This is a genomic window from Sphingomonas sp. Leaf30, assembly GCF_001422525.1.
GTDB classification, from domain to species: Bacteria; Pseudomonadota; Alphaproteobacteria; order Sphingomonadales; family Sphingomonadaceae; genus Sphingomonas; species Sphingomonas aerolata.
Map to the genome: position 1 here is coordinate 79,484 of NZ_LMKZ01000005.1, position 14,767 is coordinate 94,250.

Consider the following 14,767-nt stretch of genomic DNA (forward strand, 5'->3'; position numbering starts at 1 on the left):
GCGGGGGAGGATTTGGTGGGGCCATCTTCGCGAACGATCCGTTTCGGTTTGCATAAATTGACCGGGCGTCGGGTGCGTGGGACATTTCGCGCTCGCACCGACACCGAGGATCTCTGCATGCCGATACCCGCCACCTGGTCCCCCCGCCTGCTTAGCGTGATGCGCATCGTCGTGGCGCTGGTGTTCTTCAGTCACGGTATTTCCAAGTTCTTCGGGCTGCCGCCCTTCCCGATGGCGATGACTCCGTTGCTGTACGTCGCGGGCGTCCTCGAGGTCGTGGGCGGTGCGTTGCTGATCGTCGGGCTGTTCACGCGGCCGGTGGCGTTCCTGCTGTCGGGCATGTCGGCGGCGGCCTATTTCCTCGCGCACGCACCGCAGGGGCCCTTCCCGATCGCCAATGGCGGCGAGGCGGCGGTGCTCTATTGTTTCGTGTTCCTTTACCTCGCCGCAGCGGGTGGCGGCGCGTGGAGCGTGGACGTGGGGCGCGGGCGCGGCTAATCCCGGCGGTATGGCTGATACAACCACCCGTAACGTCGCGCTGCTGATCGACGCCGACAACGCCTCGTCGGCGACGCTCGACCCGGTGCTGACCGTCCTTGCCGAGCTCGGGACGGTCAACGTCCGGCGCGTCTATGGCAACTGGTCCAAGCCCGCGCTGAAAGGCTGGCGCGACATGTCGATCAAGCACGGCATCGAGCCGCAGCAGCAGTTCGACCTGACCAAGGGCAAGAACGCGACCGACATGAAGATGACGATCGACGCGATGGACCTGCTGTTCCGCGGCCGGATCGACGGGTTCGGGATCATGTCGTCGGACAGCGACTTCATGCCGCTGGCGATGCGGATCCGCCAGGACGGCGTGCCCGTCTATGGCTTTGGCACGAGCCGCACGCCCGAGGGGTTTCGCCAGGCGTGCACGCGCTTCATCGACGTCAGCGCGCTCGACGACGAGTCCGAGCCGATGCCGCTGTCGCTGCCGCCCGCGATCGGTGGCGAGAAGGCCCCTGCCCCCGCCGCGCCGGCCGCGCGCCGGTCGCGCGGCGGCGAGCCGATCGGGTCGGACCTGATCAAGCTGCTGATCGACGCGTACAACGCGGGCAAGCGCGACGAGAAGGGCTATCAGAGCCTGACCGAGCTCGGGCAGCGTGCGGGCAACCGGTCGAGCTTCGATGCGCGCAACTATGGCTTCAACCATCTGTCCGAGCTGATCGAGGCGGTGCCCAATTTCCAGACCGAACGCCGTGACGGCGGTCGGATCTACGTCAAGCGGGTCCGCTGAGCGCCCGCACCGGTCGCTCAGTCGAGACCGGTGCAGTCGCCGCCAAGCTTCGTCCCGCCCCGCGCGGCGAAGCTGCCCAGTTCACGCGCGTCGCGTTTCGCGATGAGCGTGGTGGTACTCGGCTTGCCGTCCTTGAGAACCGCGACGGTCCAGGCGTCGACGGGCCCGGTCGGTGTCGCGACGCTCTGGCTGCCGGTGACGGTCAGCGTGAAGCGGCCGATCCCGCCGTCATACTGGTAGAAGGGCAGCGAGAAGCTCCTGCCCATCGCGAGCGGCAAGGCGCCGAACGTCACGCCCCAGAGATTGCCCTCCCAGATCGGTCCCGCCACCGCGACGTCGATCGGCGTGACGACGGCCTTGTCGGTCTTCGTTCCGACGATGCGACCGGGGGTGTAGCGAAGCGCGACATGCTCGACCCCGCTCCGGCTGTTGTCGAAGGTGATCGGCGTCAGATCGTCGCGGTTCAGGACAAAGTGATCGCGCATCGCGAAATTCGCCATCGGTACGCGCTGATGGACGACGATATCCCAGGCCGGCCGACCGCCGACGCGGATGGCGCGGATGACCTGGCGGGTTGCGCCGATGACGGTCTGGTCGGATGATGTTCCGGCGGCCTGCGTGCCTGCGGGGGAGCCGGGGCGGTAGATCGCGAAACACTGGTCGACCGGCTTGACCCTGTCGCCCTGCGGCGCGGTTACCGCAGCCGCTGCGGCAGCTAGCATCATCAGCATGTCCATCATCCCCACCCCGTCATTGTGGGAGAGGTGTGCTACGGACATCATACACGCGTCAAGCGATCAGTCCGGAAGCACGATCCTCGGATCGGGGATGTCGAGGACCGCACAGGTGCCGCGCGCGGCATTCTCGATCACGATCGTGCCGCGCAACTGCCGGGCAAGGCTGCCGATCATCCGCATGCCGAGGCTTTTGCGCGAGGCGGCCTTGAGGTCGAAATCGGCGGGCAGCCCGACGCCGTCGTCGGACACGGTCAGCAGGATCCGGCCGTCGGCGTTGCGAATCGTCACCGCGATGACGCCGCCACCCTCGCCGTAAGCATATTTGATCGCGTTGGTGACGAGCTCGGTGACGAGCAGGCCGAGCGGGATCGCAGTATCCGCGCTGATCCGGATCGCGTCGATGTCGCAGTCGATCCGGTGCAGCGGCGCCTGTTCGGCCAGCCCCGTCGCGATTCCGCAGACGAGATCGTCGAGCGCGACGATCCCGACCTGTTCGCCACGCCAGAGCTGGTCATGTGTCTGTGCGATCGCGGTGATGCGCGCCTGCGCGTCGCCGAGCAGCCGCGTGATGCGCGGGTCGTCATCCTCCTGCATCTGGAGGTTGAGCATCGCCGAGACGAGCGCGAGGCTGTTCTTGACGCGGTGGCTCGCCTCGCGCGTGAGCAGCTCCTGATGTTCCATCGCGTCGCTCAAGCGCTGTTCGGCCTGTTGCCGCTCGATCGCGACGCCGATCAGGTTGGCGAACCCCTGCATGAAGGCGAGGTCGGCGGGCTCGAACTTGCCCTCGTCGGGGCTGTCGACCTCGAGCACGCCGAAGCGCTTGCCCGACGTCTCGACCAGCACGTTGATCGCGCGGCGGATATGGTGCTCGGCCATGAAGGCGGGCGTACGGAACCGCTCCTCATTCTCGAGATGGTTGGAGATCACCGGCTGGCCGGTCTCGAGCGCGAAGCCCGCGGGCGAGGCGAGATCGGTGCGCATCTCGGCCGATCCGACCACGCCCGGCGCCCAGCCGATCCCCGCGCGCACGAACAGGCTGTCCTGTTCGGGGCGATATTCGAGGAACTTGCAGTATTTCGAGCGCATCCCCTCGCCGCACAATTCGGTGGCACGCTGGAGCATCGGTTCGAGATCGCGCGCGCGCAGCGCCTCGATCCCGAAATCGGCCAGTATCGATTGCTGGCGAAGCCGGTATTGCAGCTCCCCGGCACCCGGGGGGGCATCTCCACCGGGGGAGTGTTCGATAACTGTCACGCCTGCTCCGTTCGTGGGGACCAATATGTCTCCTACCGACCCCGGTTAGGGGATCAACATGGCGCTTGCGTGGCAGGCACCAGCTCGGTCCTACACCACCCTCGTCATCCTGACGAAAGTCGGGATCCAGAGCAATCAAGCGGGCCGCCTGTGACCCTGGATCCTGACTTTCGTCAGGATGACGGAGTTTGGATGGTAGGTGGACGCCCGCCGCAGCCCGGAAACATGGGCCGCGGCGGGTTTCACAAGCTCAGCGCGTGAGCTTCTTGTACGCCAGACGCGTCGGGCGGTCGGCGGCGTCGCCGAGGCGGCGGCGCTTGTCCTCCTCGTAGGATGCGTAATTGCCCTCGAACCACTCGACATGGCTGTCGCCCTCGAAGGCGAGGATGTGCGTGGCGAGGCGATCGAGGAAGAAGCGGTCATGGCTGATGACCACCGCGCAGCCGGCGAACGTCTCGAGCGCCTCCTCGAGCGCACGCAGCGTCTCGACGTCGAGATCGTTGGTCGGCTCGTCGAGCAGGAGGACGTTGCCACCCTCCTTGAGCATCTTGGCCATGTGGACGCGGTTGCGCTCGCCGCCCGAGAGCTGGCCGACCTTCTTCTGCTGGTCCTGCCCGCGGAAGTTGAACGCGCCGACATAGGCACGCGTGCCCATTTCCTGCTTGCCGAAGCGGAAGATCTCGAGCTCGTCGGAGATTTCCTGCCAGACATTCTTGTTCGGATCGAGATCGTCGCGGCTCTGGTCGACATAGCCGAGCTTGACGGTCGAGCCGACCTCGATCGTGCCCGTGTCCGGGGTTTCCTGGCCGGTGATGAGCTTGAACAGCGTCGACTTGCCCGCGCCGTTCGGGCCGATCACGCCGACGATGCCGCCCGGCGGCAGCGTGAAGTCGAGACCGTCGAACAGCAGCTTGTCGCCGTACGACTTGGTCAGGCCCTTCGCCTCGATCACCTTGCCGCCGAGACGCGACGGCAGCTGGATCAGGATCGCGGCCTTGCCGGCGACGCGGTTCTCCTGCTTCTCCATCAGCTCGTCGAACGCGCGGATACGCGCCTTCGACTTGGTCTGGCGCGCCTTGGGGGTCTGGCGCATCCACGCCAGCTCGTCGGCGATCGCCTTCTGCTTGCCGGCCTCTTCGCGCTCTTCCTGGCTGAGGCGCTGGGCCTTCTTCTCCAGATAGCCCGAATAGTTGCTCTCATAGGTGTAGTAGCGGCCGCGATCGAGCTCGAGCACCCAGTTGACGACGTTGTCGAGGAAGTAGCGGTCATGCGTCACGAGGATGACGTTGCCGGTATATTCCTTGAGGTAGTTCTCGAGCCACGACACGCTCTCGGCGTCGAGATGGTTGGTCGGCTCATCGAGCAGCAGGATCTGCGGCTTCTCCAGCAGCAGCTTGCAGAGCGCGACGCGGCGCTTCTCGCCGCCCGAGAGATTCTCGACCGAGGCATCGCCCGGCGGGCAGCGCAGAGCCTCCATCGCCTGTTCGAGCTGGCTGTCGAGCGCCCAGCCGTCGACCGCGTCGATCTTGGCCTGGAGATCGCCCATCTCCTCCATCAGCGCGTCGAAATCGGTGTCGTCCTGCGGATCGCCCATCTCGGCCGAGATCGCGTTGAACCGGTCGACGAGGTCGGCGACGGGGCGGACGCCGTCCTTGACGTTGCCCATCACGTCCTTGGTCGGATCGAGCTGCGGCTCCTGCGCGAGATAGCCGACATTGACGCCCTCGGCCGCCCAGGCCTCGCCGGTGAAGTCGGGATCCATGCCCGCCATGATCTTCATCAGCGTCGACTTGCCCGACCCGTTGGGGCCGATGATCGCGATCTTGGCGGACGGAATGAACTGGAGGTGGATGTTGTTGAGGACGGGCTTTGCGGCACCGGGGAAGGTCTTGGTCAGACCCTTCATGACGTAGGTATACTGGACGGCCATGTGGGTGCCGAGCTCCATGCTTGAATGAGGCGGGATTTGACGTGCGCAGATAGCGATGCGGCGGGCCGTTGGCAAACGGGGAGCGGCGACATAGGCTGTCGCGGATGATGAAGCACACGCTCGCGGTATTGGCCGCCTCCACCCTGTCCGTTCCTCTCATGGCACAGCGGACCGCACCACCCGCCCCTGCCCCGGTCGACGCGAAGGTCGCAGCGCTCCGCGATGCCGCGCTCAAGGACGACGTCGCCTATGACATCGTCGAGGGGATGACGACCGAGATCGGACCCAGGCTGGCGGGGACCGAGGCGGAGGCGCGTGCGCGCGCCTGGTCGGTGACGAAGCTGAAGGCGCTGGGGTTCAAGAACGTCCGGATCGAGCCGTACCAGATGCCCGTCTGGGTGCGCGGCGTCGAGACGGGGTCGATCCTGTCGCCCTTCCCGCAGGCGCTGAAGCTGACCGCGCTCGGCAATTCGGGTGCGACGCCGGTCGGCGGGCTCACCGCGCAGGTGGTGGTGTTCAAGACCTATGGCGACCTGGCGGCGGCGCCCGCGGGGAGCCTTGCCGGCAAGATCGCCTATGTCGGCAATGCGATGGAGCCGACGCAGGACGGGTCGAGCTATGGCGCGTTCGGCCCTGCACGGTTCGTGGGGCCGGCGATGGCGGCGAGCAAGGGTGCAGCCGCGACCGTGATCCGCTCGATCGGCACCGACCACCACCGCAATCCGCATACCGGCACGACCAACTTCCCCGAGGGCGTCACGCCGATCCCGTCGGCGGCGCTGTCGGTGCCCGATGCGGAGCTGATCGAACGGATCGCGACGCGCGGCAAGCCGATCACGATGACGCTCGTCCTGACCCCGCGGATGACGGGTACGCACGAATCGGGGAACGTGATCGCCGAAGTGCCGGGGACCGATCCCAAGGCGGGAATCGTGCTGGTCGGCGGGCATCTCGACAGCTGGGATCTCGGCACGGGCGCGATCGACGATGCGAGCGGCGTGGCGATCACCGCGGCGGCTGCCAAGCGCATCCTCGACGGCCCGCGCCCGCGGCGCACGATCCGCGTCGTCTGGTTCGGCGCCGAAGAGGTCGGCGGTTTTGGCGGCAAGGCCTATGCCGAGGCGCACAAGACCGAGCGCCACGCGACCGCGGGCGAATCCGATTTCGGCGCGGATCGCGTCTGGCGGTTCGAGACCAACCTGCCCGACAGCGCGAAGCCGGTCGCCGATCGCCTCGCCTCCGCGCTCGCCCCGCTCGGCATCGCGCGCGGCGCAGGGGTCGGCGGTGACGGCACCGATGTCGGCCCGACGATGGCGCTGGGCGTCGCGGCGATCGACCTCAACCAGTCGGGCACGCGCTATTTCGACACGCATCACACGCCCGACGACACGCTCGACCGGGTCGATCCCGAGCAGCTTCGCCAGAACGTCGCGGCGTGGACGACGATGCTCGCGATCGTGGCCAATGCGCCCGAGGAAATCGGCTCGGTCGTGCCAAGAAAGTGACCAGTTGCGGCAACCCGCCCGTCATCGGACTGTCGCAAAGCTTGCTGGGCGATGAATTTAGCGGATTGACCGCCGGTCGGGGGCCGCTATTTGACGGGGCTTCGCGACGGCAATCGGGTCGGCCGCGAGTGAAACTATGCTTGGGAGCATTCGAATGAAGAAGATCGTTCTGATCGCTGCTGCCGCCGGCCTGATGTCCGTCGCAGCCTGCAGCAAGTCGCCAGAAGCCGCCGCAGTTGAGAACAACGCGGACATGCTGGCTGACAACATGGAAATGCAGGCTGACAACATGGACGCCATGGCGGACAACACCTCGAACGCTGTCGCAACCGACGTGCTCGAGAACGCAGCCGACAACATGAACGCAGCAGCAGACAACGTCCGCGATGCTGCCGACGAGAAGACCGACAACATGAACTAAGACCTTGTCGGGCGCTTGCGCTCGACAGCGTTTTAGAGTCGGAAAGGGCGTTCCTTCGGGAGCGCCCTTTTTCTTTGGCACCCTTTTTCTTTGGAAACGCTTGCGCTAACGCAGGCGGCGGTGGGGCCTGTAGCTCAACGGTTAGAGCTGGCCGCTCATAACGGCTAGGTTGCGGGTTCGATTCCTGCCGGGCCCACCAATTTCAAAAATCTCAGTCTCCATAATCTCAGTCTCCATATCGCCGCAATAAGCCGCAGCAATGCTCCACATCTCCCCGGTTTTCTTGTCAGGCATTCCATAACTACCCGTCGCAGATCAGGCGTTCCGGGGGCGGCTCAGGGGGTATTTTCGGATTGCCCGCATCCGATACCCCCGCAAGGCCATCCGAACATGCAGCCGGCGATTTCCAAACCCCCCGGCCGCAGCCGCACATGATGCGCGGCAACGCCTTGTCTCGCGCAGTCTGACAGGATCCTGCGGCTCCTATACTCCACAGCCCGGGAACGCGTGAGGATTCGGAAATTCAAGCAGCTCGGGGGGGCTGGACGTCACCAATGACCCACGTAGCCCGTCGTCAAATAAATGACTGTTGGGTCACTCTTCGTGTCTTGTTAACCATACAAAAACAGGACTTATTGCGCGCTATGACGGTGCGAAACGCGCCGCGGAGCAGAGGGTGTTTCAATGGTAATGATCCTGGTGGGCTGGGCCAGCTCTTCCGTCGCAGCTTTTCTCTTTCTCGGGTACGCCGCTCACAAGCTCAAACACGTATGAAGCGGGAACTGGGTTAGGATCCACACGCGTTCTATCCGGAAGAGGACGGGCTCGACCGGGGAGCCGACCGCGCGCGTCGAGCGACTGACGACGGGCCGACCTGCACCTACCAACCAGTTGATCGGAAGGGACGGACGCCGCCTCTATGCCGCGCGTGGCGGCAAGGCCGGGTCCGTCGATGAGCACCCTCCCTTCGGTCGCCGCGACGTTCAGAGCTTCAGATTGCACCTTCGGCTGCATGGCCAGACGCGATGCGGTTTCTGGTCATCGATCACGATCATGCATGTCCGATGGCGCTTTTCATCCGTAAGATCATGAGGCGCAGCGCCCGCCGCCAGTTGCGACACCGCATCCGTCACGATCGGGCTGGAAAACTTCCGTCGGGAAGTGGAGCACCTGCACCTTTCCCGATCGGTAGGGGAACCTGGACCACTCCCGCGGCTTGCTCAGGGAATTCCGCATCAAATAACCGACGAATCCAAGGATATGCGGAGGTCTCCTATAATCCGATTGGAGTAGTGCGTCTTAAGCCATTAGGATTATCGTCGAGAATTCCGGAGTATGATAAGGAAAGAATGGCGACGCTGGTTGCCGACTTTCGAGGATAGTCCCATGATAAACAAGGCAATCATAGTCGGAATGCTTGGATTGACGGCAATTTGTGCGACACCCGCTGCAGCTGTATCAATCATGGACCCGACCGACGACTTCATTCCGTCATATACTGCGGGTCCACGTTTTGCAGATCTCGACGTCACAGGCTTCTCGGTCAATTACGACAGTATGTCGCAATTCTTCACGCTAGGCGCCACTTTTGCCGGGGATATCGATCCGCAGACGGCGGGTCTGTACATTTTCGGCGTCAACACCGGTACAGGCATCGCCAGGCCTTTTGCCTCGATCGGTCAACCCGATGTGATCTTCAATCAGGCCATCGTGATACAGAAGACCGGCACCGGATCGGTCGGTCCAAACGCCTTGGACCCAGCTGGTATTTCCATCGCTGGAAACATGCTGACAGCGCGGGTTCCGCTCGCCTTGCTGCCGAGCACGGGCTTTGGGCCAATGCAATATGGGTTTAATCTATGGCCCCGAAACGGTGTGGGTAACGTCAACCAGATTACGGATTTTGCACCTGAGAATGCGACCGTTTCGATCGGCGCGGTTCCAGAGCCGGCAACGTGGCTCATGATGCTCGTCGGCTTCGGGGGAGTTGGCTTCAGCCTCCGCCGGCGCATCGGTAAAGTCGTCACAGGTACTGTTTACGCCTGATCTCGATGGCAGTTCATCCCAGATAGAGCCGCCGCCCTTCAATGGTCGGCGGCTTTTCAGTCCAGCGTCATCTGCGTCTGATTTCTGACCCCAGAATGAGGGCATCGAGGATCCTGCAGCTTGCTGAACTATATAATCGCCGAAGGGGTGCCTAGTGCGACAATATGCTCGACGGCGTCCTCGGTAATTTCCTGGGCACCCTCCAGCCCGAATTCGCCGAGATAGGACCAGGCGACCCACCCGACATATCTCGGCAGGCCCGGAATGGCGAGGCAGACCGATCGGCCGATTGTCACGCCATAATCCGCTTTCACCCGAAAACCACGCGTGGAGACGCCCGTCACGGTCGCGGGTATCATTTCGCCCAGAGGGGTGATCAGAAGCGCCCCCAGGTTGATGAGATGCCGGGATGCGCAACGACGTTCGATCAGCGCCGGCGAGATATCGCTCGCGATTTTGCGATACATATTCATTTCGACGCACGTCCGGGCAGTCTACGTTGTTGCGCACACGTGGCCATCACGATCGCTGGCTTTGCATCGAAGGCTGGACTTCCTTATCGCCTTCGCGATCGACGTCGGTCTGCTTGCTTATGGCGTGGACAATCGCCTCTGCTTCCTTCTTCAACGCGATGATCCGCGCCCTGTCGTCGTCCGTGATGAAGTCACGAGGTTTTTCATCGAAGACGCACAGCGCCCCGAGTACGGTGCCGTCTTCGTCGCGTAGCGGCGCACCGATATAGAATTGAATGCCCTCGATCGTGTCCACGAAAGGGTTGCCGGCGAAACGCTCGTCTGCGCCTGCGTCCGGAACGATCGTCAGTTCGTCGGGGGATAGAATGGCATGCGCACAGAAGGACGTTGACCTCTTATATACACCGGCCTCGAAACCCGCTGCCGACAATACATAGGTCGAGTCCTGATAGACGATGGTGATGGCTGCGGACTTTGCCTTCAGGGTATCGCGGACAGCATCCAAGATCGGCCGGAATCTGCCGACATGCGGACTTGCGATGAGATTGCTTGTCGCAATGGCCCTTTCGCGCTCGCGTTCATTCTCCGGCTTATCCGCCATGATGTAGAACGAGATCGACATATCATATCCTAGCCCTATGTGCCCAATCGAGCAGATAGGGAGCCTAAGCGTCCGTTTGCCCGGCCTATGACGATATAAAGCAATAGCTAACAAAGGGTTGGCATCACCGCCCGCCCTATCGAACGGCACCCTCCCCTTGTCTCTCCCGACGTTCAGCGGGCAATCCAGGCGGTGATTCCGGCGGGGCTGCGGAAGTCGTCGACTGCGCGGACGTCGAGCGTGGGATAGGCGGCGCGGACCATGTCGGCGAGCGCGGTGCCGGGGCCGAGTTCGAGCAGACGGTCGACGCCGCGTTCGACGAGTGCCTCGAGCGTGGCGGCCCAGTCGATCGTCGTGTCGAGCTGCGCCGCAAGTCCTGCGATGCCGGCGGCGCCGCGGACGATCGTGGCGTCGGTTGCGCCGATCAGCGTACGACCCCGGATCGGCCGTGCGGGCTGGGCTTCGAGCAGCGCGGCGTGAAACGGGGCGACCGCGGCGGACAGGCGACGGGTGTGCGACGCGACGCGGACCGCGATCGGGCGGGCGGTTGCTGCACCCTGCGACAGTGCCGCGTCGCAACAGGCGGCGACCTGCCCGCGGGTGCCGCCGATCACGAACAGCAGCCCGGGATTGACGATCGCGATGCCGCAGTCGAACCGCGTGACGAGCGCCTCGACCGCGTCGCGCGGCAGGCCGCGGACGAAGCCGAGGCCATCCTCCGCGCCGCCAGCCGCGTCCATCGCCGCCGCTCGCGCCGCGGTGAGCCGCAGCGTGGCGGCTGGCGACCACAGGCCGGCAATGCCCCAGGCGGTCATCTCGCCGACGCTATAACCCGCGACCAGCGCCGGACCGATCGGTTCGAGACACGCCGCGGCCGCCAGTCCGCGCGCGACGCACAGGATCTGGCTCGTCGCATTGGCGTGGAGTCGGTCGTCCGCGGCGGTCCGGACGAGCTGATGGACGTCCTGTCCGAGGATCGCGGCGGCCTCGGCCAAGATCGGTGCGGCGGCGGGCTGGTCGACGAACAGGTCGAACATCGCGCGGTCCTGCCGCCCCTGCCCCGAGCAGAGCAGCGCGAGCGTCACGCGTCGTGCGCCGCGGCTAAGAACGTCATTGCGAGCAGGTCCGCACAGCCCCCCGGACTGAGCCGCCGGGCGACGAAGCGGTGATGGACCGCGATCGCACGCGCGCGCCAGTCCGCCGCGGCAATGCCCCCGGCTGCGAGGAAGGCGCGGGCCTCGGCTTGCGCGAAGGCGAGACCGGACGGGCCGCCGCGATAGAGGAGATTGGTGTCCTCGACGCCGACGATCAGCGTCATCAGGACCTGCACCGCCTGCGCGTTCCGGTCGTCGGGCCGCAGGCGCCGCGCGGTGGCGAGTGCGGGCAAGGCGGTGGCGTAGAGTGCGGGGAAGCCGGCGGCGGCCTCGGCCCGTGCGCCGCCCGCGGCATGGCGGCGCGCGACCGTGGTGCCATGACTGTGGAGCGCGACGGGCCCGCGCAGGATCTCCGCGCCCCAGTGCTGCGCGACGATCGTCCCGAGCGGTGCGACGAGACCATAGCGCGCGCGGAACCCCGTAGCGGCGCAGAGCAGCCCCATGCCGAAGATCGCGCCGCGGTGCGTGTTCACCCCGCCCGTCGCGACCATCATCGCCGCCTCCGCCGCGATGCCGATCGCGCGCAGCCGGTCCATCCCCGCGCCCGCGGCGCCCGCCTGGGCCAGCGCGGCGAGATAGGGTGCGAGCGCGTCGGCGCTGCGGTTCATCATCGCCGCATCCATGTCGTCATGCGCACCCGCATCCACCGGGCTGACGAGGCCGGGTTTGGGATAGGTCGCGATCTCGCGACGGAGGCACAGAGCAGCGGCGTGGCCGATCGCGTCGGCGTCGACGACGGGTGTCGTCGCGACGAGCGCGGTCATGCGAACACCGCCGCGCGCGGGGTCACGCCGTTCGCGTGCGCCGCCTTGACGAGCAGATCGGGGGCGTCCGACGCCCATTCGCGCCACTGCACCGCATGCCCTTGTGGGGTGAGCAATTCGCCGTCGATCCGCATCGGTGCGGTCGCTCCGATCGTCAGAAGCGCGCGGGCACGTGCGGTCGCGGTGCGCTGATCCGCCACCGTCCAGAGCAGGTCGAGATCCGAACCCGGCGACAGATAGGCCAGCCCGGTCAGATGCGCCCAGGCGAGGCTGCCGAAACAGCGCGTGTCCGGGTCCAGCGTGACGAGCGCGGCGATGCTGTCCTGCCAGGCGGGGGGTGCCGCCGCCGCCGCATCGCGCAGCAGCGGCGGCGGGGCGTCGGCCCGGATCGCGTCGGGGGGCACGGCGAAAGCGAGCCGCTGCTTGCCGATCGACGGCGGCAGCGGCAGCCCGAGCGGGACCAGGCACGGCAGTTCGCCGACGACCTGCCGCCGCGCGATTAGGGGGCGGTCGTCCCTGGCCCAATCGGCCAGCAGCGCCGGGGCGTTGGCGAGCCCGTGCGCAGCGAGGATGGCGGGCCAGCGCTGCGGGTCGATCCAGACCAGCCGGTGTCGGTCGAAACGCATCAGCGTCGCGCCGCCGCGTCCACCTCGTCCGCGATCGCCGCGGCCTTGGGCCGGCCCTGACGCTCTGCCCCGAGCGTCGCGCGCGCATCGTGGTCGCGCGGCGTGGCGAGCAGCACCGCGAGCTGATCCGCCAGGCTGCGCTGCGGATCCCAGACCTCGGCGACGCCGCCGACGCTGACCAGATTGTCGAGGCCGGGGGCGAAGACCGGGGTGGTCTTTGCCTTGTCCTCGAGCAGATCGATCGACAGCTTGGTGACGCGCGCCATCGAGGCGAGGTCCATGACTTCGGGATGCGCGCCGGGCAGCGCGACGAGCGTGTCGCAGGCGAGCGCGGTGGCGATGAACGCGCCGGCCGCGCTGCCGCCATAGAGCAGGCCGATCGTGCGGTGGCCGCGCGCCTCGGCGAGCAGGAGCGACTTGGCAAGGTGCGCGAGATATTCGCTGAGGCCGAGCAGTTCGTCGCGGCGGCTCATCCGCTGGCTCGCGCTGTCGACGAGGAAAAGGATCGGCGCTTCGTCGTCGCTGCGCGCAATCGCGAGCACCGCGGCGGACAGGCGGATCGCCTGGTCGATGCCGATCGGCGCGCGCGCGGTGGCGCCGATGACATGCACGACCCGTCCGTCGGGCGATGTGCCGCGGCCAAACAGCAGGTCGCCCTCCGCGGTGACATCATGGCCGGCCGGAAACAGCGAATCGAGGATCTCAGCGGGCGTCATCGGCGCTCTCCCGGTATTGGGCGGCAAGGGTCGCGAAGGCGGCGGAAGGCATGTCGGGGACCGCCTGCGGGTCATCGATGCCGAGCGTGCGCCAGATGTCGGTCGCGTCGGCGGCGTCGCCGAACCGGGCGATGCGGCGTTCGAGGCGGTCCTGCTCCGCGTCCAGAGTGGCCAGATCGAGACCGGGTCGCTCCCCTCTCCCGAACGGGAGGGGGGAGGCGTCCCGGACGGAACCCGCCTTGGCTGGTCGCCCGAGCGCCGCGAGCATCGCCGCGCGGAACGCCGCGGCATCGTCGTCGACGAACAGGTCCGCGCCGCCGATCAGCGTCCGGTGCTTGCCGCCCATCGTCCGCCAGACCAGGGCGCGGTCGCGCGAGTCGAATTCCTCGACGCCCTTGTTGGTCTCGATCACCTCGGGGCCGGTGACGCTGATCCGCCCCTGTTCGGATATGGTCAGCGTCGAGCAGCAGCCGGCGATCAACCCGCCGCCGCCATAGCAGCCCGCGCGGCCGCCGATCAGTCCAACGACGCGCACGCCCGCGATCCGCGCTTCGGTGATCGCGCGCATGATCTCGGCGATCGCGATCTCGCCGGCATTGGCCTCCTGCAGACGGACGCCGCCGGTGTCGAACGCGATCACGACGTCGCGGTTGAGGGCTTTGGCGGCGCTGAGCAGGCCGGTGAGCTTGGCGCCGTGCACCTCGCCGAACGCGCCGCCCATGAAGCGGCCCTCCTGCGCGGCGATCAGGATCGGTGTGCCGTCGACGGTCGCAGCGCCGACGACGATGCCGTCGTCAAACTGCGCGGGCAGGTCGAAGATGCCGAGATGCGGGCTGGTCTCGCGCCGCTCGGGGCCGACATATTCGGTGAAGCTGCCGGTATCGACCAGCGCCGCGATCCGCTCGCGCGCGCCTGCCTCGTACCAGCTTTGATGACGGTTGCTCATGCTTCGGGCTCCTCGATCATGCGGACGGCCTGGGCGAGGCGCAGCGACACGGTATCGGGTCGCGCGCCGCCATCGTTGATCGCGATCCGCAGGCCGCCGGCGGCGCGCCGGCCGACGAAATCGGCGACCACCGCGTCCCACAGATCGCGAAAGCCGTGCGCCGCGGTGCTGATCTCGATCGCGCACCGATCGGCCGCGGCGCCGCGCTCGACCAGCACTTCCAGATTGCCCGACGCGACCACGCCGACCAGCGCCATCGCGCGCGTGCCGCCCGCGGGCACGGGCGCGGCGATATCGAAATGCAGGATTTCCATG

The 14,767-nt window shown here is 66.4% G+C and carries 16 protein-coding genes and 1 tRNA gene; 6 read left to right on the top strand and 11 right to left on the bottom strand.

Annotation, left to right across the window (positions count from 1 at the left end; all coding sequences use genetic code 11):
* Nucleotides 1-117 precede the first annotated feature (117 nt).
* The gene (locus ASE89_RS09795) at nt 118-498 is read left to right on the top strand and encodes a DoxX family protein (protein ID WP_056676811.1); all 381 of its coding nucleotides are present in this window, start codon (nt 118-120) and stop codon (nt 496-498) included.
* 10 nt (nt 499-508) lie between these two features.
* Nucleotides 509-1,279 carry an NYN domain-containing protein gene (locus ASE89_RS09800; RefSeq protein ID WP_031439510.1) on the top strand — a complete coding sequence of 257 codons (771 nt, stop codon included), beginning with the start codon at nt 509-511 and terminating at the stop codon, nt 1,277-1,279.
* 17 nt (nt 1,280-1,296) lie between these two features.
* Here ASE89_RS09800 and ASE89_RS09805 read toward each other — a convergent pair whose 3' ends face one another.
* From ASE89_RS09805 to ettA, 3 genes are all read right to left on the bottom strand, one after another.
* Nucleotides 1,297-2,010 (bottom strand): DUF3108 domain-containing protein, encoded by a 714-nt coding sequence (locus tag ASE89_RS09805; protein ID WP_156363404.1) that lies wholly within the window; start codon nt 2,008-2,010, stop codon nt 1,297-1,299.
* Nucleotides 2,011-2,076: 66 nt separating this feature from the next.
* On the bottom strand, nt 2,077-3,270 hold the full coding sequence (locus ASE89_RS09810) for a sensor histidine kinase (protein ID WP_236701692.1): 1,194 nt from the start codon (nt 3,268-3,270) through the stop codon (nt 2,077-2,079).
* Between the two features lie 250 nt (nt 3,271-3,520).
* Entirely contained in the window at nt 3,521-5,200 is a 1,680-nt protein-coding gene (gene ettA / locus ASE89_RS09815; protein ID WP_056408757.1) for an energy-dependent translational throttle protein EttA, read from the bottom strand.
* Nucleotides 5,201-5,304: 104 nt separating this feature from the next.
* On the opposite strand from ettA, the gene ASE89_RS09820 reads away from it, so the two are divergent.
* The 4 genes from ASE89_RS09820 (at nt 5,305) to ASE89_RS21150 (ending at nt 9,172) form a co-directional block, all read left to right on the top strand.
* Nucleotides 5,305-6,705 carry a M20/M25/M40 family metallo-hydrolase gene (locus ASE89_RS09820; protein WP_056676817.1) on the top strand — a complete coding sequence of 467 codons (1,401 nt, stop codon included), beginning with the start codon at nt 5,305-5,307 and terminating at the stop codon, nt 6,703-6,705.
* 154 nt (nt 6,706-6,859) lie between these two features.
* Nucleotides 6,860-7,126: a hypothetical protein gene (locus tag ASE89_RS09825; RefSeq protein ID WP_031393308.1), complete on the top strand. Its 267-nt coding sequence runs from the start codon at nt 6,860-6,862 to the stop codon at nt 7,124-7,126.
* Nucleotides 7,127-7,249: 123 nt separating this feature from the next.
* Nucleotides 7,250-7,325, top strand: a tRNA-Ile gene (locus tag ASE89_RS09830).
* Between the two features lie 1,187 nt (nt 7,326-8,512).
* Nucleotides 8,513-9,172: a PEPxxWA-CTERM sorting domain-containing protein gene (locus ASE89_RS21150; protein WP_236701693.1), complete on the top strand. Its 660-nt coding sequence runs from the start codon at nt 8,513-8,515 to the stop codon at nt 9,170-9,172.
* A 128-nt stretch (nt 9,173-9,300) separates the two neighbouring features.
* Here ASE89_RS21150 and ASE89_RS09840 read toward each other — a convergent pair whose 3' ends face one another.
* The 8 genes from ASE89_RS09840 to mdcC form a co-directional block, all read right to left on the bottom strand.
* Nucleotides 9,301-9,639: a hypothetical protein gene (locus ASE89_RS09840; RefSeq protein WP_056676824.1), complete on the bottom strand. Its 339-nt coding sequence runs from the start codon at nt 9,637-9,639 to the stop codon at nt 9,301-9,303.
* 52 nt (nt 9,640-9,691) lie between these two features.
* On the bottom strand, nt 9,692-10,267 hold the full coding sequence (locus tag ASE89_RS09845; protein ID WP_056676828.1) for a GAF domain-containing protein: 576 nt from the start codon (nt 10,265-10,267) through the stop codon (nt 9,692-9,694).
* Nucleotides 10,268-10,419: 152 nt separating this feature from the next.
* Nucleotides 10,420-11,331, bottom strand: coding sequence for an acyltransferase domain-containing protein (locus ASE89_RS09850; RefSeq protein WP_056676830.1), 912 nt, complete (start codon nt 11,329-11,331; stop codon nt 10,420-10,422).
* Nucleotides 11,328-12,164 carry a triphosphoribosyl-dephospho-CoA synthase MdcB gene (gene mdcB / locus ASE89_RS09855; RefSeq protein ID WP_056676832.1) on the bottom strand — a complete coding sequence of 279 codons (837 nt, stop codon included), beginning with the start codon at nt 12,162-12,164 and terminating at the stop codon, nt 11,328-11,330. The genes ASE89_RS09850 and mdcB overlap by 4 nt, the downstream gene beginning before the upstream one ends.
* Complete coding sequence (mdcG, locus tag ASE89_RS09860; protein WP_056676835.1) at nt 12,161-12,790, bottom strand: malonate decarboxylase holo-[acyl-carrier-protein] synthase; 630 nt, start codon at nt 12,788-12,790, stop codon at nt 12,161-12,163. The genes mdcB and mdcG overlap by 4 nt, the downstream gene beginning before the upstream one ends.
* Nucleotides 12,790-13,506 (bottom strand): biotin-independent malonate decarboxylase subunit gamma, encoded by a 717-nt coding sequence (gene mdcE, locus ASE89_RS09865; RefSeq protein ID WP_056676838.1) that lies wholly within the window; start codon nt 13,504-13,506, stop codon nt 12,790-12,792. Before mdcE ends, mdcG begins: the two co-directional genes overlap by 1 nt.
* Entirely contained in the window at nt 13,493-14,452 is a 960-nt protein-coding gene (locus ASE89_RS09870; RefSeq protein WP_056676841.1) for a biotin-independent malonate decarboxylase subunit beta, read from the bottom strand. Before ASE89_RS09870 ends, mdcE begins: the two co-directional genes overlap by 14 nt.
* Nucleotides 14,449-14,766 carry a malonate decarboxylase acyl carrier protein gene (gene mdcC / locus ASE89_RS09875; RefSeq protein ID WP_056408413.1) on the bottom strand — a complete coding sequence of 106 codons (318 nt, stop codon included), beginning with the start codon at nt 14,764-14,766 and terminating at the stop codon, nt 14,449-14,451. Before mdcC ends, ASE89_RS09870 begins: the two co-directional genes overlap by 4 nt.
* Nucleotide 14,767: the final 1 nt, after the last annotated feature.